The sequence below is a fragment of the Clostridium aquiflavi genome, from assembly GCF_031344075.1.
Taxonomy (GTDB): Bacteria; Bacillota; Clostridia; order Clostridiales; family Clostridiaceae; genus Clostridium; species Clostridium aquiflavi.
Genome location: NZ_JAVJAN010000001.1, coordinates 114,452 through 133,550 on the forward strand (window position 1 = coordinate 114,452; position 19,099 = coordinate 133,550).

The following is a 19,099-nucleotide window of genomic DNA, read 5'->3' on the forward strand; positions in this document are numbered from 1 at the left end:
TTTGATTATTTATTATCTATAAGTTCTAAAGCCCTTGCTAGTACTTTCTTTCCATTCATTGTTCCATAATCAATAGTGTTTATAACTTCTACTGGCACATTCTTATCAGCTAGGCTTTTTTGAAATTGTTTTAATAAAAATCTAACTTGTGGCCCTAATAATAAAATATCAATATCATCTATATGATCTTTAACTTGTGCTTCTCCTGTTGCTTCTATACTACATTCAATTCCCTTCTCTTTTGCTGCTGCTTGCATTTTTGAAACTAATAAACTAGTAGACATTCCTGCACAACAAACTAACAATATCTTTTTCACTTAAAATCCTCCTTTAAATTTACAGTTTTATGTTACAGTTTTATATTACAGTTTTAAAACATATTCATTCTTGTTTATTATTTTTACCTTACACCTATATACTAAGCAATAACCATGCCAAAATTTATATTAAAGAAATTTTTCTTTAAAATCATGTTTTTCCTATGTTTATAGTCTATTCTCATATTGTAAAAATCTCAAAAAAAGTGTGTAAAATCAATTACACACTTTCTTATTTTTACACTCTATATAAAGTTAACTCCTTATATCACAATCTACAGTTAAGTTATAACTAATATTTACACTATATTTTCTACAACCATTCTAACTATATAAGCTAATTCATCATCACCAATTTCAATATTATAATTATTTTCTAAAATGCCTAAACTTTTTCTAATAATCAAAAACTCCTTTAAATACTTGTATCTATATTCTTCTAATTCATTAAACTTAGTCTGATTCATTCCATGTTTTAGTTTGTCTATAAGAAAGCTTATATGAATTAGAATTCCAATTTGTATATCATGTTGAATTTTAACATTCAAACTTTCTTCTATATCTCTTATAATATTTCTAATGTCACTAATTAAAGCCATACAATTAATTTCTGTTATTTCATTTTCTAATGCTTTTCTTACTTTTAAGAAATTACTCTCTATTTCAATTAAATCATCTAATTGCTTTACTCCATATTCCATAAAAACATCCTGTGCAGATACAAATGGTACTCCTTCAATAAATATATTTACAGTTCCAACCACAGCTAATATTATATATTTTTCTTTCAATGTACTTACCTTTTTTAAGAAATCTTCTTTATCTAATATATCAATAGAAATAATGCTAACCTTTTCTATGTTTTTCAAACTACAACTTATTCTTGTTTTTATTCTTTCCGCTGCACCTTCTCCTGTAAAACAAGTTGTAATTATTATAAATTCTTTATGGTGGCTATAATATTCCTTAGACATTTGTATTGAAGTTCTTCCTATTTCTTGACATGAACTATAAATAGAATCTAAACTTCTTCCATTTATTGCTTTCCTTCCTGCCTCTATAACAGTTAATGTTGTTACCATGTCCACTGTCTTAACTTTAATACCTAATTCATCACTAATGATACTTCCAAAATTAATCAATGATCCCATATCCACCAATATTAATAATCCTTTTTTAGTATTCATTTCTTTAATTTTTTCTTTAGCCTTTTTAAACATAACCTCTGCCTTCATTGTTAACGGCATATCTAATGATTGTATATATTCTTCCCCTATAAGTATATTAGCTACTTCAGTAATGCTGCTGGCCGTACTTCTTCCATGCATCATAACAAGGACACTAACTTTTTCTTCTACGTATTCATTAACTTCATCATCACATGCAGATAAAAACATAGTTACATATCCAATCTCATCTAAAGGAACATCTACATTAAATTCTTTTTCAATAATTTTAACTATCTCCATGGCTACATTGAATTCTTCTCTATATTGAACTCTAATAATATTAAGTTTAGGATGATATATCTTTTTTCCACAAGTAATTCTCTCAATACTCCCTTGTAAATGTAGTGAAAGTCCAAAATAAACTCTTTGATTAAATTCTCTGTTTAATCTTTTAGAAGCTATAGATAACATATTTTCAACAACTCTTATTATTTTTAATCCAACAATCTTAGAAATTTCTTCTTTTTTTAAATTTGTATTTATTGTATTTATATACTTTTTAAAATACTCTTCAAAATCAATATTTAAAATATTATTAATACTTTCTTCATCAATTCCTTGATTCTTTAATAATTCTACCTTATTTTCTATAATTGAATAAAAGCTCTTATTTTTAACATTATTAGATTCACCAAATTCTAATTCAAAATTTCTTTGAAAATTATCTTTACTTGAAAATCTTAAAATATCAGTAATATTTTTAACTATAACCTCTATTTCTTCCCTATGTTCTTGAATTTTCATTATTCCTTTTTGAACTCTAGGCTGTAATTCTTTTTGATCTACTAAAATATAATTGCTCTTATTTATTTTATAATTTAAAAATGCCTTAGCACACGAAAGTTGAACATCACTTTTTAATTGTCCTATATTGTTAGGACAATCATATAGCAAAAAGGATATTATTGAATTTTTACTTACATATATACTTTTACCAAGTCTTAATGATTCCGCTATTATAAATTCACTTAACAGCCTATATCTTTCTTCTAGCATTCTCTCTCTAAGTGGTGGTAATACTATTGTCATTGGAATTCTTCTAGTAAATGTCTTTAATAAAAATGATTCAGGTGATTCTGTGGTTGCTGCTATAATTTGTACTTCTGCTCTTATTTTCTTTTCTGTATCACCTAAAGCTCTAAAATATCCTTTATCAATAAAAGTAAATAGCATTTCTTGTCCTTGTGGAGACAATCTATGTATCTCATCCAAGAAAAATATTCCACCATCTGCTTTTTTTAATAAACCTTCTTTATCACTATCAGCACCAGTAAATGCTCCTTTTTTTATTCCAAATATTTGCCCAATAACTAATTGAGGGTTATCAGCATAATCTGCACAATTAAACCTGACAAATGGTGCATCATTCAATATCATATTAGACTCTTTTGCAAAGTAATACATAACTTCAGCAAATAATGATTTTCCAACACCAGTTTCACCTAATATTAAAGTGTGAAGTCCTCTAGGTGGATATAATATAGCTGCTTTTGCTTGTTGTATTGGCAATTTTAGTGAATGTTTTGAACCAACAAGCATCTCTAAACTATCTTTTTTATTAACTGTTCGCTCTTTACTATTTTCGCTTAAATTATTATTTTGTTTTATTTTTATACTACTATATACAACTGGTCTTCCATCCTTTTTATCCAATCTTTTATCTTTATACAGTTCATTTAGATATCTACTTACATTAGTACGATCTAATTTCATATATAAACTTAATTGAGTAGCTGTTACTCCTTTTTCACTTTTACTTTCAAGCTCTAGTAGTTTTTTCATAACCTCTTCTTTTCTAGTTATGTTAACCATTATAATCCCCCCTTCCTATATAAAAGTTAGTTTCTTAATATTAGACTTTATTTTAATATAATCCCTATATTAATACACAAAATTGAACAAAATACTTGACTTCATACATAAAAAACTATTCAAAATGTTTTTTATTCTGAATAGTTTTTCATTGTCAATTAAACAAAACATGTTATCTATAAGCTTTTATACAATCTAACTATGCTCTGTACTATACATAATCCTTACAGACTCATTGATAACAAATTTATAACCATTAGTTTTTATAAGCTCTATCTAAATATAATAATTATGCTTGTACTAAAATACCACTAGTTCTTAAAGTATAGCGTCTCCTTTAAATTGAGGTAAATACTTTTTATGTGCTAAAAGTAATTCATCTAATACTGTCTTTGCAACATTACCACTTGGAACTAATGGATTTATTATAAAAGCTTGTAATGCTTTATTATAATCACCACTAATTGCTGCTAAAATGGTTTCTTGTTCCATAGATTTCATTAATTGAAGCATTCCCCTTGATGATGCATCTAATTGTCCAAAACATATTGGTTCTGGACCATGTGATGTTATTATACTTGAAACTTCTGCAACAGAATCATATGGAAGATCTATAATTGCTCCTTTGTTTAAAGTGCTCACCACCATAATATTTCTTTTATCGTTAAATATTGAACTTATAACTTCACATGCTGAATCGCTATAATAAGCTCCACCTCTTTTAGTTAATTGTTCTGGTTTATAATCTAAATTAACATCTTTGTATAATTCAAACAATTCCTCTTCTGTTTTTTTAACAACCTCAGCTCTTGTTTCTCCCTTTGAAAAACCTTCCAGTTCTTCATTTAGCATATCATCTGTAGCATAATAGTAATTATGGTATGGACACGGTAATAATCCTAAATCTTTTATTTGTTCATATATAAATTTTGATTCTTTAATATTTGCTACTACCGCTTCATTATTTGAATCCTCATTAATTGGATTATATAATAATTCTATTAATTCTTTTGTTCTTTCATTTCCACAACTATCCCATACCCTATGATAGTGAAAATGATTTATTCCTCCAAACTTAAAAAATAAATCTTCTTCTTCAAGTTCTAATGCTTTACTATCTTGTTTTATACAATTGATTGGAACATTACATAATCCTATAGTTTTATTCCATTCTCCATATTTAATAGCTGCTTCAGTTATCATACCTGCTGGATTTGTAAAATTTATAAGCCATGCATTTGGACATAATTCTTTTATATCTTCAATTATTTCTAAAATAACTGGAATTGTCCTAAAGGCTTTAAACATACCACCTGCACCATTTGTTTCTTGTCCTATTAGTCCATGACTTAAAGGAATTCTTTCATCCTTTATTCTCGCATCCAAAAGGCCTACTCTAAATTGAGTTGTTACAAAGTCAGCATCCTTTAATGCCTCTCTTCTATTTAAAGTTAAATTAATTTTCCAATTTAATTTAGCTGCCTTAACCATTCTTTTAGCCATAGCACCAACAATTTCTAACTTTTCTTTTCCATCTTCAATATCTACAAGCCAAATTTCTTTAATTGGAAGTTCATTACTACGCTTTATAAATCCTTCAATTAATTCAGGAGTATAACTTGAACCCCCTCCAATAGTAACTATTTTTATTTCTTTTTTATCCATATTTTTAACCTCCATAAAAATTATTTGTTAAACAATATGAATATGTTTACACAATTGCTGAATTAGCATTTTAAAACATAAAATACTACTATTTGTTTAAAATATTTTGTAAGGTATATTTTTAATCATTCATTAAATTCAGCAATCTTTTAGTAAAACTGTATGTATTATTAAAATTAATGTTTTTTTAATTTTATTTCTAACTTCATCAGGCAATTCACACTTTAACGTTCTTTCTAATAATCCCTTATTTTTTATTCCATTTGATATTAGATAGTCCTCTATAAAATTCACTTTTTTCTCTCTATTTGGAATTAACTGATATATAACATACCAATCCTCTAAAGAAGTTAATGGTATATTTACTCCATTTATATTCTTAAATTCTGAAATTGACTTATTATCAAAAGTATATTTAAATACTCCACCATTATAGTTAATGTTTAATCCAGCCATGACATCAATATCAATTCCATTCACAACATATTCATAAAAGTATTTTGTAGAATATGTCTTGGACTCTTTTCTTTCTTTCTTTTCTCCAATACTTTTTAAAATTTTATCGACTCTTTCAATATCATTTGTGTCTACTAAAACATCAATATCATTAGGATGATCTGCAAGTCCATAACTATTTAATAAAATAGATGCTCCTACAGCCCACACTACTCCACTATCATTTAATTTTTCTCCTATGTAACTTAAAGTCTTAAAAATCATTGTCCACCTCATAAGTTTATTTTTTATCTTAATTTCTTCTTGTTTGTATCAATCATATTTTTTTATATGTGCAAAATAATGGAGTTATTAAAATCATAATAATTAGCCATAGTACATATAAAATTAATATTTTAGAACCTATTAAATTTGTTACAAGTACTGGTGCTGTAACTAATACATTAATTAATAAATTAGAATACCATGTCAACTTATATTCAGTTAAACATTCTTCACATTTTATATTTTTATATTCTTTAATTGCCCACACTGATTTTATTACTTCTCTGTATTTAAATTTATGACTACAGTATTCACATCTATTTCTCATATAACGCTCCTAAAAATTTCTTAATTCAATCCAGTCTCCTTAGATAAATACCTAAAAATACAATTAAAATTTAAATATTAAACGCCAAAAATTAAAGTTCCTAAATGCCAATACAAAAATGGAGCTATAATTAAAAGTATATTAAAAATAATACCTATCTTCCATAGTTTATTATCTGAAAGCTTTCTTGAAATTAATGCTAAAATAACTCCTATTGAGCATATATATGGAGCTAGCATTAATGGCATACCTTCAAATTTTTGATATGCTGTTATATAAAAAAGCCAATTAAGAATGAACATAAAAACAATTATAGGAATTCCAAGAGAAACATCCCCTAGTTTATTGCCTATATTTAATGTTGAAGTTTTATTTTTCATATAAGTTTCCCCCTATCTATCTTAAATTCTTTAATATTACATCTAATTCTTCTATATTATAATATCTTTTGTTAAATTATAACATATTTATCTGTTTGTGTTATAATTTAGCAAAAGATTAAATTTATATTTAGGAGTAATAATTATGAAATTTAATGCTACTTATATTAAACTTTCACGTGGTAATTTAATATAATAAAAAAAGAACTCCTTGCTTATAATGATTAAGCAAAGAATTTTTTTATCTGTATTAACTTAATTAAACTAATATTTATTTTTAGAATTTTAAATTAAATTTCCTATTTTATAAACTTCATATTAAAATACAAACATAATCTAAAATAGCAATCCTCTACTTATTAAAACTATAATAATTAGATGAATGGGATAAATTACATAAAACATCCATTTACTAAATTTATTACGCAAACCTAATTTTCCATTATACATAAGTATTAATATTATTGAAAATACCATCATCCATTGATAATCCCAAATAAATATTGATTCCATAAAATATTCTCCAAGACTTAATGATGATAAAATAGGTGATATACTAAATAGTATATATGCTATGGACATTAATATCTTCTTTTCTTTTAAGAAATAAAATATTAATGTCATTCCCAAACCATATACAGATGCTTCTGTAAAAATCATCAATATTCCAATTACCACACTACACAATATTCCAATCCAATAATCCTTACCTTCTTGTTTACACTTTTTAGTGTACTCTATCATATTCATAAGCGCTACTGCCAATCCTAATGATAAAAATATATTGTTATGGATATTAAATGTAATATCAACAAAAATCATTATAATTCCAAATACAAATAGTCTTTTCATATAACTAATTCTACTCTTAGTCTTAAAAAATCCTTCTACTATTAAATAAAAGAATACTGGTGCTGCAAGTTTTCCTAAATATCCAAACCATATAGGAATATTTACTCCACTTACTGGTCCCATATAAGTATAAATGTGATCTAATATCATAAATATTAAAGCTATTACTTTTAATTGAAATGAGTTAAACATAAATCATCTTCTCCTTTGTTATATTCTACATAAATTATTCTATACTAACTTAATAGAATCACATATTTAAATATCTTTCATTTACATTACATTTTTGTAAGATAAATTTCTATTAAATCTGCATATATTTCTATTAATTGCTCATATTCTAAAATATATCTTATTATCTTTGGATTTTAGTCATTGAATACCTGAAAGATGAATATATATTTAATAAATTATAATTAGAGAGGATTTATTATATTATGAGTAAACATTGTTTTAATTTTGATAATTTAACCGATAAGTTAGTTCACATTTTATATGTAGCAAAAGTAGAAAATGCTTTAGGATTAGTTATTGTTGAGTTAATAAACTATTATGGAGAAAATACTGTTAAAGACTGTATCAATATATGTAAAAGCCGATATCCTTATATATTTAATTAAATCTCTTCCTTATAATAAAATTAAATCCTCTCATATAATATATAAAAATTTGGGCTACATCTTAAAAATATGAAATATTCTTAAGATGTAGCCCGCATTCGTAATTTTAATTAATAACCTGCCATTTCATTATACACTTTTTAACTAACCACGTACAATAGTATATTTATAAAATATTTGCTTATTATAGTTATACAACAAAATTTTAAGTTGTATGGTAAATTTATGATTCAAGTTCTAATAATTTAAATGCTTTTTCTTCCTCTACTGGTTTAGAAAATAAAAATCCTTGAACATAATCTACATTCATTTTATTTAATTTTTCTAATTGTTCTTCAGTTTCTACCCCTTCAGCTACTATTGGTAAATTTAATGAATGAGCTGATGCAATAATTAATCTTAAAAGCTTTATATATTCTTTTTTTACATTCATTCCGCTAATAAAACTCTTATCTATCTTTATTAATGATAAAGGCATATTTACAATATAATTAAGAGATGAATAGCCTGTACCAAAATCATCTAAACTAATTATAATTCCCATATCCTTTAATTCTTTAATCTTCATTATATTTTCTTCTATATTTTTAACTAATATTGTTTCTGTTATTTCTATTCCAATACAATTAATAGATACACCAGTCTTATTAATTATTGATTTTACCTTTTTTATAAAATCTTTTTCCATTATTTGAATAGCAGATATATTTATTGAAACTACTATCTTCGCTTTTCTATTTACATTTATTTTTTTTGCAAATTTACAAGCTTCACGCATTATATAATAGCCCATATCTATTATTAAGTTTGTGCTTTCCATAACTTCTATTATTTTTATAACAGGAACACTAGCATATTTTTTACTTTGCCATCTAAATAACGCTTCAAATCCTTTTAGTTTTCTATCTATTGTATACTGTGGTTGATAAAATACCTTTACTTCATTTTTGGCTATTGCATACTTTAAATCTTTTTCTATATTTAAAGTTAAGTTTTTTTCTGCTTCTAATTCTTTAGTATATGTCATAAATCTATTTTTACCTAATTCTTTAGATTTGTACATTGCAAGGTCTACCTTTACAAGCAACCTATTTATATCTGATATATTATCTCCCATTGCAATACCTATACTAACAGAAAAATCATGCTCTTTATACAAACGTATTTTTTCTAATATTTTTTCAGCTTGATTACTTATAACATCTTCATTTTCTACATCTTTAAAAACAATCAAAAATTCATCTCCGCCAAATCTACATATAAAAGCATCGTTACAGATTTCCTTAAGTTCATTTGCTACATGTACAATTACTTTATCACCAAAGTTGTGACCATAATAATCATTAATATCTTTAAAGTTATCAATATCTATAAGCATCATACCTATTTTACTATAATCATTTTCATCTTTCATATAATCATATAATGCAGTTCTATTTGATATTTGAGTTAAAGCATCTGTAAAAGCTTGTTTCTTTATTTTTCTTTGTGCTTCTTTAATCTCTGTAATATCTATAAGAGCACTAGTGATACCAATAACCTTATTTCCTATATCAAAAACTGGAGTTTTATATATTTCTACATTTCTAATTTCACCTTTAATTTTAATATCAGACTCAAATTTTCTAGTCTCTTTGGATTCCATTACTTCATTATTTTCATCATGAATATTTTCTACAACATCTTCTCCAAAAAATTCATGTGGGACTTTTCCTATTAATTCATCTATGTTTACATTAAAATAATCTGAAAATTTATTGTTTCCATTAACGTATCTTGCTTTCGTATCAGTTAACCATACTGGAAATGGTAAATTATTCATGAGTATTTGTAATTTTGCATCTTTATTTTTTAAATCAGTAATATCTCTTGCAATACCTATAGTACCTATTACTTCATCAAATTCATTTAATACTGGTGCCTTATACATGTTAAATTGCTTAAATCCCTTCGCTCCAGGAATTATCTCATCAAAAACTACTTGTGTTCTTTTATTCATTACTTCTAAATCAAACTGTCTACACCTATCTCCTACCATTCCACTCCATACATAATGATCACCTTTGCCTTTTATTTGCTTCATGGTTTTTCCACTATGTTCCATGAATTCATTGTTTACCTTAATATAATTACTGTCTTTGTCCTTAAACCAAGCCATAAAAGGAGTGTTATTTAATAATGCATCAAACTGAATATCTTTTATCTTAGAATTTGTTTCTGCTTTCATTAACTTAATTTGATTACTAATTCTTAAATCTATTTCTTCAAAGCTAAATGGTTTTAATATATAATCATCTGCTCCAATTTTTATGTACTCTTTTAAACTCTCAATATTCTCTTTATCTATACATATTATAATTCCTAATTTAACTTTTAAAAATTCATTCTTTAGTTTTTTTATAGTTCTAATAACTTCTTCATTACCTACATTAGTGTCTATTATTATTAAATTTTCATCTAACTTAATAACTTCATCTATGCTTTCATGTATTGAAAATTCAAATTTATTATTTTTAGCTTTATTAGATACTTCTAAAAATTTTTTTGCATTACTAGAGATTATAACTAGTTGCCTTTTATCCATCCGTGAATTGCCTCCTAATATATCCTATAATCAGTAGTATAGCATAATGAAATAAAATATTCCTTAATATCTTGTTTTTTCTTACTCTATAATAAAAATATTGGCTATGTTTTATAGTAGAGTGTTGATATATACATAAGTAAAATGGACTGAGTAATTGAACTTCTCCTAACCAGTTATTTTTTGCTAATTACTTTGAAATTTTCTTTAATCTATTATATTGTTAATCTTTTCTGCTTCATATTCAGCATTATCATTTATTTCATTTGATATTGTAGATATTGAATTAGATATCTCACTAGTCTTATTTAATAAGATTGCATCCAATTTATCTGCTAACTCCCTACTTTCTAAAAACTTTTTATCTACTACTTCAATTAATTTTCTATTCCAGATAGTAATACAGTAAATTAAAATTGTGATTCCATTTAAAATAACAAAAAAATTTAACATATTTGAGTATGAAAAATTTTCCCCTAAAAGACTTCTAGGATTAAACAAAAATAAGATTGCAATGCATATATCTAAAACAAATGCATCTATAATTAATACTTTTTTACTAAAATATAATGCACCACATACAATACCTGCTTCAAAAACTAATGCATCCGATGCAGTAGTTTGTTCATTAAAGTTTGCAAATAAAAGATATCCAAAATTTGAGAGTATTATACTTAAGCTAAAAGATATAGCTTTTATGAAATCATTTATATTTGAAAAAAATATTATAATTGAAACTATTATTGTTATTATGAATGGTAATAAATCATTAATACGTAGTTTAAAATTAAGCATTGACATAGTAGTTAAACTCATAAGTAAACTTATAACAATTATAGTTATATAATTTACTTTATGTATAATTTTAATATCAAAACTCCAATCGTTTTCCATTTTAATACATCTCCTAATCAAATTAATTTCCAATTCCATTATATATTATCGATATTAATACATTTAACTTTAGTAATCGTTGTCATTTTTGTTTATATTTTGAATATATTAATACATTAATTTATTGAAATTAACAAAAATGCATACTAATTTACAGTATGCATTTTAACTTGTATTTAAAATATTAAATTTCTTTTTCACTAAATAAATGTTAACGTACTGCTTTCTCTCTATGTTTTTTAATTACTATCTATCTAGAAGAAAGTTTCTTTAAATTTTTACTTAATTCGCTAATTTCTTCTATAGATAAAGTCATTGAGTTAATTTTCTTGCTTTGCTCATTGATTGTTCTATCAATTTCTTCTGTAGATGCTGAATGTTCTTCAGTAATACTTCCTATCCCTTCAATCTCTATTTTTATAGGTATAAAATTATCCACTACATTTTTAATAAGAGTATGTTCTTCTCCTATATACTCATTCATTGTTTTAAAATATTCTTCAATGTTATTGAAAGAACTACACACATCATTAACAACTTTAATTCCATCATCTGCTGAAGTGTTTCCTTCAGAAACCTTAACAACTGCATCATTAGTAATTAAATTTATTTCAGTAATTATTTCATAAATATTTTTTACTATCTTAGTACTTTGATCAGCAAGTTCTTTAACTTCTTCTGCAACTATAGCAAATCCCTTTCCATGTTCTCCAGCTCTAGCTGCTTCAATGCTTGCATTTAATGATAATAAATTAGTTTGAGATGAAATCTCATAAATACTATTAATTTCAGAATTTATTTTATCAATGCTATTTTTTAGAGTGTTAACTGTATCCAAAGATATTTCTACAGCTGATTTAATTGTCTCCATAGTACTATTCATAGAATTGATTTTTTCTGATCCATCTTTAACATTATCATTCATCTCATTTGCTATCATAGATATTGAATTAGATATGTCACTAGTTTTATTCAATGAATCAGTTGAGTTATTTATTCTTAAGTTTATATCTGACATACTCCTTACTATTTCTTGAACTCCAATATTTATTTGTTCCATAGACTCATTTATATCTTTACTAGTACCATTAACAAGTTTAATATCTTCAGAAAAATTTTCGATGTTACCATCTAAGTCATTAGTAACACTTTTAATATTTAATAACAGTTCATCTAATTTATCTATTAAATTTTTACTTTCTGAAGATTTTTTATTTGCTGCTTCAATAAGCTGTCCCCCCCAAATAGTAAGACAATAGATTAAAATTATAATTCCATTTAAAATTACAAAAAAATTTAGCATATTAGAATATGAAAAACTTTTTCCTAAAATACTTCCTGGATTAACCCAAAATAATATTGCAATACATATATCCAAAATAAGTGCATTAGTAACCAATAATTTTTTGCTAAAATATAATGCTGCACATACTATTCCTGCTACAAAAACTAATGTATCAGAAGCTATGGTTTGTTCATTAAAATTCGCAGATAAAAAATACCCAAAATTTGAAAGTATTATAGCTAAACTAAATGCTATAGCTTTTATCATATCCCTTATATTCGCAAAGTATATGATAGTTGAACCTATTAATATTATTATGAATGGTAATAAGTCTTCCATACTTACTTTAAAGTTAAGCATTGACATAGTAGTTACACTCATAAGTAAACATATAACAATTATAGTTATATAATTTACCTTATGTATCTTTTTTACATCGAACCCCCAGTTATTTCCCACCTTATACATCTCCTTCTTATATCTAGTGTACTAAAATTTTATAGTATCTTGTAAATTAGATTCTTTATTAAATTAAATTGCAATTTCATTATATATTATCGATATTAATCTATTTTGCTTTAATAAGATTTCAACATGTTGTTTAAAACTTCATATATATTAATGTATTAATTTATTCATATCAATAAAAAAAGATCTAGATTAAATCTAAATCTTAATTTTAAACACTATTTAACAATGCTTTATTCTATATTTATTGTTTATAATCTTAGTTCATATTTTCAATTTCATTCATTAATTTATCACAGTATACTTTAACAAAAACTACCTTAAGATAATCGCCTTCAGGATATTTATCTGAAACCGCAAAATCCTCTGGTAATGTATGTTCCTCAAGAATAAAATACTTCTTATTACTTTCTACAAATGCTTTATCAATAAACTTCTTAAATTTATCCATATTAAATGTAGAACAATTAGTAGAACAAACTATTACTCCCTCATCTTCAGTAACATCAATAGCACTCTTAACTAAATCTTTGTAATTACTTGCTGCACTAAATGTATTATCTTTAGAAGTAGCGTAACTTGGAGGATCTAATATAACTAAATCAAATTTCTTATTATCTTTTTTAGCTTCCTTAAAGTAATGGAATATGTCTTCTACAATAATTTCATGATTATTTAGATCAATCTTATTTAATTCAAAATTTTCAATAGTCTTTTTTAAACTTCTACCTGCCAAATCCACACTAGTAGTTATAGCACCACCCATTGCTGCTGCCATTGAGAATGCTCCTGTATATGAAAAAGTGTTTAATACTCTCTTACCATTAGAATAAGTATTCTTTATAGATTTTCTAACATCCTTTTGATCTAAGAATACCCCAACCATAGCACCATCATTTAAATAAATGGCAAAATTCACGTTGTTTTCTTTAACAACTAAAGGTTCTGGTGCTTTTTGACCACAGTAATAGCTATCTTCATCTACAACCATTCCATTGTCTTCAAATCTCTTCTTTTCATATATTCCTTCAAATGAAACTAAAGATTTTATAGATTTTATTATATACTCCTTGAATGCATAAATACCTTTGCTATACCAGGTTATAAGATAATATTCATCAAAATAATCTATAGTTAATCCACCAATTCCATCACCGCTGCCATTAAATACTCTAAAAGCATTTGTATCTTTAGAATGGTATAATTTCATTCTTTTTGAAAAAGCATTTCTTAACTTATCATAGAAAAACTTATTATCAAAATTACACTTTTTACTATTACTTAAAACCCAACCACAACCCTTGTTTTGCTTTCCATAATAGCCTTTACCTAAAAATTGTTGCTTCTTATCTACTAATGTAATAATATCTCCTTCATTTTTTAACACCTGTGGATTTTCTAATGTTTCCGCTGATATTAATGCATATTTATTGCTATATTTTTTTACATATTCATTTTTCACTATAACTTTTAATTCTTTCATTTGTTATCCCTACCTTAAATTAATACTTATATTATATATTTATCTCAATTATATAGCAAAGATTTTTAATTTATGTAATTAATAAAATGGTTAAATTAACATATCCTAATACTATTGACTCTAAGGCAACACTATGTTTTAGTATAAATAGTATGAATTTTAAAATTATATTAAGATATAAATAAGAATACTCTTATTTTGATTAATAAAAGGGGTTAATAAAATGGTAGAAACGCATAGGAATTATTTAATTGATAATAGTAAAGGTATATTAATTTTTCTAGTAGTCTTAGGACATAGCTTAGAATTCTTACGAAAGGATTATGATATTGTTAGAATTATGTATACCTTTGTTTATCTTTTTCATATGCCAGTATTCATCTTTATATCAGGTTATCTTTCTAAAAATATAGAAAAAGGACGTAAAAATGCAGTAAAAAATTTATTTATACCATTTCTATTTTTCAACATAATATGGAATATAATTGAGATGTATTCTAGATATTTTCTAGGAAATAATGCTGTTGAAATTACAAGTATAACTGTATTTTCATTTTTTACTCCTGGGTGGGCATTATGGTATATATTTTCAATGTTCCTTTGGAAAATATTTTTACCAGATCTTTTAAAAATTAGAAATATATTTATGATCAGTATCATTGTAGGAATAGCTGCTAGACTTTTTAGTGAATTAGGTACATTCATGTCGCTTTCACGTACTCTTGCATTTACTCCATTCTTTCTAGCTGGATATTATACAAGTGAAAAAAAATTACATGAATTAAGAAAATTTGGACAAGTCCCTTCTATATTAATTACTGGTATAGGTATTACACTTGCAATTCTATTTGTTAAGCTTTTTAATATTCCAGGAGAATTTTTATGGGCTGATCGTTCTTATAATCATTTTGAAATAGGTATGATAAAAAGTATTATTCTTGCTACACTAAACTACGGAATTGGTTTTCTATTTATATATGTATTTGCAAATTTGGTAACTAAAAAGGAAACTTTTTTATGCAAATTGGGTAGAAATACTTTATCAGTATATTTACTACATACTTATTTTATTGGTGTTGTGTTGGGCATATGTTCTCTTATACCAAGTGATATTGTTAAATTTATAATCATTATAATAGGTACTTTTATTATTACATTTTTACTTTCACGAGATGTTGTAGCTATTAAATTTAATTGTTTCTTAAATGGTCTTAATAAAAAAATATTTGCTAAGGAAAAGTAAATCTTAAAAAGGTTGTTACAAAATAAAATGAACTGCTCCCTGTCTGCTTAACAGGGAGCAGTTCAAAATGTAACAACCTTTTATATTTAGTTACTTAAAAAACTCTATAATCAGCTCTAACATTAAATGCTAAAGAAGTCATACATAAACTCTCCATTTTACTCCCATTATTTAAAGCTTTATTAATTGCATTAAATAATGAACTTTTAAAAACAATATTCATTATCTCACTATTTTCATAGTATCCACTTTTAATAGTTCTTTCAATAATATCATATATTAAATTATAAGACATAATTTGTTCTTTAAATAATTGAATCTTTTCATTTCCTTTTAGTAATATAATTTCATCTGAATACTTTACCTCTGGGAATATAAACTCACAAAAAATTTCTGGTATAAAGCAAAATAATTCAGTAGTTAAAGTGTTATCAGCACAGAAATTAAAAATTTGAGTATATAAATTATTGTATTTTTCTGCTGAATCACATTGTTTGTATAAATCCAATGCTTTCATAGTAATATTACTAATATGTATTGGGGTAAAATTATATGGTACATATGTATTTTTTCCTTGAATTAAAACAAAAATTTGTTTTTCGGAATACAATGCTTCTTCTATTTTCCACACTTTAATATGTTCATTAATAATCTTACTTATGCTAATATTAACTGTTCCATTTATTCTACATTCGCAGTTTGTTGAATTACCAGTTTTAGATGCATATATCTTTATATAATAAACCCTTTTATTTCCTAAGCGCTTTTTTATTTCTTCCCCCAATAGTTCCCAATAATCTATTTTTTTACCTTCCAACTTTTTTCCTTGAGCTGTTAAACAGCTTTTATAGAGCGTAAACTCATTTATTTTATCATAATATTTTATTTTTAATTTATAACCTTCTTCATTTCTTAATGCATGTGTTATTCCACATAATGATGATAAAGAAAAACTAGATACTGCATGTTCAATAGCTGAATTAATATTACTTCCAACTCCTGCTACACATTCAAGTAAATCTTCATCAAAAATCTCATGCTTAAGTACAAATATAACTTGAATAAATCCTTTATTTATTTGTGATACATGTGCTTCTATTCTTAATTCTATGTCTTTAATATATAAATTTTCATTTTTTATTTCACTTCCTTTTATTACATTGTTTAGTACTCTAATAACTTTTTGATCATTAGTTAAATTTACATTACTTTTCATATATTCCTTATTGGTTTCTATATCTTTTATATTTTTACTTTTTCTATTAAATATCTTGTTAAATATTCTCATTTGATTATTTTTCCTTTTAATTTGATTTTTAGTAATTTACTTAACCTCTTTAACATATAAAAACCTATTAGTTAAGTTACACTTTAATATCGGATTATTTTTCCATTACTTTATATTTATCCCTATTTTTATACTTAAAGTTTTTAATAGAATATATATTTATTTTATAAAAAACAAAAAAAATCCTAAAGATTAGCAATATTATCTATAAGAATTTTACATATTTATAATATTTCTTTTAATTATATATTAATATTTCTTTTATTAATTCTCTATCATAAACAATATTTAGCAGTATTTAATCAATGAATTCTCCTCAAAACTCGTATTAATTATACATATTATGGTATGAGCCTTGACATTTTATAAAAATTTATTATAAGCATACTTATACACTCATAATAAATTAATTTCTAGAAGCCAGTAAGTTAAGCCTTCAATAAATTTTGCCTACTGGTTCTTATTTTTATTAATAAATCTTTATAACAAAAAAGACTGTAGTTTAAACTACAGTCTTATTTATAACAATATAAAATTATCTTCTATTTTGTTCTTTTTTAGCTCTTCTACAAGCTGCACATCTTGTTGGTTCATTATCGAATCCTTTTTCTTTGTAGAATTCTTGTTCTCCTACTGAAAATATGAATTCGCTACCGCAATCTCTGCATACTATTGTCTTATCTGTCATAATAATTCCTCCCTAATTTAAAGATCTTAATTCATTAATAATCTCCATTTACGAGAAACTATTTATCAAATACAAGTCTTTATTTTAGTAACATTTCTGCTACTCATTTATAATAACACATAACTTTATTTATTACAAGGTAATTTTATTATTTTATATATTTAATCTATACTTTCATATATACAATACAATTAACTTATATTTTAATTTGTTAAACATTTTTATTGATAATATCTAAAAATATGTTCTCTGAAGTTATATCCTTTCTTAAAATTTTCTATGCTACCATATAATTGATATTTAACAAGCTTATCCTTCAATTATTTCTACAAATTTAGTTGAAGCTAATGAAAGTGGAACTCTTTTTAAATAACACACCCCTATATTTCTTTTAGGAATTTCTTCTACTGTTTTTACTTCATATATTAAACCTTTATTTAAATATTCCTTTGCAAATTCCTTAACTACACATGCTATTCCTAAATTTATTTTTGCAAATTCTAAGAGCAAATCATATGAACCGAGTTCAAACTCTGGTGATATTTTTATACCTTTTGAAATCATAAAATTTTCCACATATTTTCTTGAATTTGATGTTTGTTCTAAAAATATTAACGGCAAATTAGCCACATCGTCAAGTGACATATTATCATTTAATAAATACTTGTACTTCTCTCCACAAACGAAAATATCTTGTACTTCTACACATGGTCTTAATTCTAAAGATGGGTCATCTATTGGAAAATTACATATTGCTATGTCTATCTCACCACCTTTTATAAGTGTGCACAGCTCTAATGTTGTACTATTAATGATTTTAAACTTAATATTAGGATACATATTATGAAACTTCTCCAAATAAGGCATTAAATAATATTTTGAAATTGTATCACACACACCAATTTTAAGTTCTCCTACAGATAAATTGTGAAATTCTAAAATCTTTTCTTCTCCAGCTTCTATTAAACCTATAGCTGAATCTACATATTCAAAGAGATGTTTTCCTTCATTAGTTAGTGATACTCCCTTAGGTGTTCTATTAAAAAGACGAGTGTCTAATTCTCTTTCAAGCTGCATTATAGATTGACTTATAGCTGGTTGTGTCATATAAAGTTCCTCTGCCGCCTTTGAAAAGCTCTTACTTTTTCCTACTTGACGAAAAATTTTATATAGATCTAATTTACTTATCATATAAGCTCTCCTTATATTAGATATATTTACTATTTATTTTACTTATATCATT

16 protein-coding genes are annotated in these 19,099 nt (G+C 24.9%); 2 read left to right on the top strand and 14 right to left on the bottom strand.

The window, feature by feature from the left end; genetic code table 11:
• Positions 1–5: 5 nt before the first annotated feature.
• The 7 genes from RGC78_RS00515 to RGC78_RS00545 form a co-directional block, all read right to left on the bottom strand.
• Positions 6–317 carry a PTS sugar transporter subunit IIB gene (locus RGC78_RS00515; protein WP_309555735.1) on the bottom strand — a complete coding sequence of 104 codons (312 nt, stop codon included), beginning with the start codon at positions 315–317 and terminating at the stop codon, positions 6–8.
• A gap of 299 nt (positions 318–616) precedes the next feature.
• Positions 617–3,358, bottom strand: a complete 2,742-nt coding sequence (locus RGC78_RS00520; protein WP_309555736.1) for a sigma-54-dependent transcriptional regulator — start codon at positions 3,356–3,358, stop codon at positions 617–619.
• 318 nt (positions 3,359–3,676) lie between these two features.
• Positions 3,677–5,023, bottom strand: coding sequence for a 6-phospho-beta-glucosidase (locus RGC78_RS00525; RefSeq protein ID WP_309555738.1), 1,347 nt, complete (start codon positions 5,021–5,023; stop codon positions 3,677–3,679).
• Positions 5,024–5,161: 138 nt separating this feature from the next.
• Complete coding sequence (locus RGC78_RS00530) at positions 5,162–5,743, bottom strand: nucleotidyltransferase family protein (protein WP_252214234.1); 582 nt, start codon at positions 5,741–5,743, stop codon at positions 5,162–5,164.
• 52 nt (positions 5,744–5,795) lie between these two features.
• On the bottom strand, positions 5,796–6,071 hold the full coding sequence (locus RGC78_RS00535) for a TIGR04104 family putative zinc finger protein (protein ID WP_309555739.1): 276 nt from the start codon (positions 6,069–6,071) through the stop codon (positions 5,796–5,798).
• Between the two features lie 77 nt (positions 6,072–6,148).
• Positions 6,149–6,451 carry a YnaG family membrane protein gene (locus RGC78_RS00540; protein ID WP_309555740.1) on the bottom strand — a complete coding sequence of 101 codons (303 nt, stop codon included), beginning with the start codon at positions 6,449–6,451 and terminating at the stop codon, positions 6,149–6,151.
• A gap of 336 nt (positions 6,452–6,787) precedes the next feature.
• Positions 6,788–7,495: a TraX family protein gene (locus RGC78_RS00545; RefSeq protein ID WP_252214236.1), complete on the bottom strand. Its 708-nt coding sequence runs from the start codon at positions 7,493–7,495 to the stop codon at positions 6,788–6,790.
• A 245-nt stretch (positions 7,496–7,740) separates the two neighbouring features.
• On the opposite strand from RGC78_RS00545, the gene RGC78_RS00550 reads away from it, so the two are divergent.
• Positions 7,741–7,923: a hypothetical protein gene (locus RGC78_RS00550; RefSeq protein ID WP_252214238.1), complete on the top strand. Its 183-nt coding sequence runs from the start codon at positions 7,741–7,743 to the stop codon at positions 7,921–7,923.
• A gap of 223 nt (positions 7,924–8,146) precedes the next feature.
• Here RGC78_RS00550 and RGC78_RS00555 read toward each other — a convergent pair whose 3' ends face one another.
• The 4 genes from RGC78_RS00555 to RGC78_RS00570 form a co-directional block, all read right to left on the bottom strand.
• Positions 8,147–10,507 (bottom strand): EAL domain-containing protein, encoded by a 2,361-nt coding sequence (locus tag RGC78_RS00555; RefSeq protein ID WP_252226473.1) that lies wholly within the window; start codon positions 10,505–10,507, stop codon positions 8,147–8,149.
• A gap of 207 nt (positions 10,508–10,714) precedes the next feature.
• Positions 10,715–11,401: a hypothetical protein gene (locus tag RGC78_RS00560; protein WP_252214242.1), complete on the bottom strand. Its 687-nt coding sequence runs from the start codon at positions 11,399–11,401 to the stop codon at positions 10,715–10,717.
• A 250-nt stretch (positions 11,402–11,651) separates the two neighbouring features.
• Positions 11,652–13,145, bottom strand: coding sequence for a methyl-accepting chemotaxis protein (locus tag RGC78_RS00565; RefSeq protein ID WP_252226470.1), 1,494 nt, complete (start codon positions 13,143–13,145; stop codon positions 11,652–11,654).
• A gap of 268 nt (positions 13,146–13,413) precedes the next feature.
• Positions 13,414–14,637 (bottom strand): class I SAM-dependent rRNA methyltransferase, encoded by a 1,224-nt coding sequence (locus RGC78_RS00570; protein WP_252226468.1) that lies wholly within the window; start codon positions 14,635–14,637, stop codon positions 13,414–13,416.
• Positions 14,638–14,860: 223 nt separating this feature from the next.
• Between RGC78_RS00570 and RGC78_RS00575 the strand changes: the two genes are divergently transcribed.
• Complete coding sequence (locus RGC78_RS00575) at positions 14,861–15,880, top strand: acyltransferase family protein (protein WP_252214248.1); 1,020 nt, start codon at positions 14,861–14,863, stop codon at positions 15,878–15,880.
• 94 nt (positions 15,881–15,974) lie between these two features.
• Here RGC78_RS00575 and RGC78_RS00580 read toward each other — a convergent pair whose 3' ends face one another.
• The 3 genes from RGC78_RS00580 to RGC78_RS00590 all read right to left on the bottom strand — a co-directional run bounded on the left by RGC78_RS00580 (position 15,975) and on the right by RGC78_RS00590 (position 19,047).
• On the bottom strand, positions 15,975–17,168 hold the full coding sequence (locus RGC78_RS00580; RefSeq protein ID WP_252226466.1) for a DUF6348 family protein: 1,194 nt from the start codon (positions 17,166–17,168) through the stop codon (positions 15,975–15,977).
• Between the two features lie 535 nt (positions 17,169–17,703).
• Positions 17,704–17,856, bottom strand: coding sequence for a zinc-ribbon domain-containing protein (locus RGC78_RS00585; protein WP_003373161.1), 153 nt, complete (start codon positions 17,854–17,856; stop codon positions 17,704–17,706).
• A gap of 309 nt (positions 17,857–18,165) precedes the next feature.
• On the bottom strand, positions 18,166–19,047 hold the full coding sequence (locus RGC78_RS00590; protein ID WP_252214252.1) for a LysR family transcriptional regulator: 882 nt from the start codon (positions 19,045–19,047) through the stop codon (positions 18,166–18,168).
• Between the last annotated feature and the right edge of the window lie 52 nt (positions 19,048–19,099).

What these genes read in the sequence shown, in the direction of transcription:
- RGC78_RS00520 (WP_309555736.1), bottom strand. Translation starts at nt 3,358, where the DNA reads ATGGTTAACATAACTAGAAAAGAAGAGGTTATGAAAAAACTACTAGAG.
- RGC78_RS00525 (WP_309555738.1), bottom strand. Translation starts at nt 5,023, where the DNA reads ATGGATAAAAAAGAAATAAAAATAGTTACTATTGGAGGGGGTTCAAGT.
- RGC78_RS00530 (WP_252214234.1), bottom strand. Translation starts at nt 5,743, where the DNA reads ATGATTTTTAAGACTTTAAGTTACATAGGAGAAAAATTAAATGATAGT.
- RGC78_RS00535 (WP_309555739.1), bottom strand. Translation starts at nt 6,071, where the DNA reads ATGAGAAATAGATGTGAATACTGTAGTCATAAATTTAAATACAGAGAA.
- RGC78_RS00540 (WP_309555740.1), bottom strand. Translation starts at nt 6,451, where the DNA reads ATGAAAAATAAAACTTCAACATTAAATATAGGCAATAAACTAGGGGAT.
- RGC78_RS00545 (WP_252214236.1), bottom strand. Translation starts at nt 7,495, where the DNA reads ATGTTTAACTCATTTCAATTAAAAGTAATAGCTTTAATATTTATGATA.
- RGC78_RS00550 (WP_252214238.1), top strand. Translation starts at nt 7,741, where the DNA reads ATGAGTAAACATTGTTTTAATTTTGATAATTTAACCGATAAGTTAGTT.
- RGC78_RS00555 (WP_252226473.1), bottom strand. Translation starts at nt 10,507, where the DNA reads ATGGATAAAAGGCAACTAGTTATAATCTCTAGTAATGCAAAAAAATTT.
- RGC78_RS00560 (WP_252214242.1), bottom strand. Translation starts at nt 11,401, where the DNA reads ATGGAAAACGATTGGAGTTTTGATATTAAAATTATACATAAAGTAAAT.
- RGC78_RS00570 (WP_252226468.1), bottom strand. Translation starts at nt 14,637, where the DNA reads ATGAAAGAATTAAAAGTTATAGTGAAAAATGAATATGTAAAAAAATAT.
- RGC78_RS00575 (WP_252214248.1), top strand. Translation starts at nt 14,861, where the DNA reads ATGGTAGAAACGCATAGGAATTATTTAATTGATAATAGTAAAGGTATA.
- RGC78_RS00580 (WP_252226466.1), bottom strand. Translation starts at nt 17,168, where the DNA reads ATGAGAATATTTAACAAGATATTTAATAGAAAAAGTAAAAATATAAAA.
- RGC78_RS00585 (WP_003373161.1), bottom strand. Translation starts at nt 17,856, where the DNA reads ATGACAGATAAGACAATAGTATGCAGAGATTGCGGTAGCGAATTCATA.
- RGC78_RS00590 (WP_252214252.1), bottom strand. Translation starts at nt 19,047, where the DNA reads ATGATAAGTAAATTAGATCTATATAAAATTTTTCGTCAAGTAGGAAAA.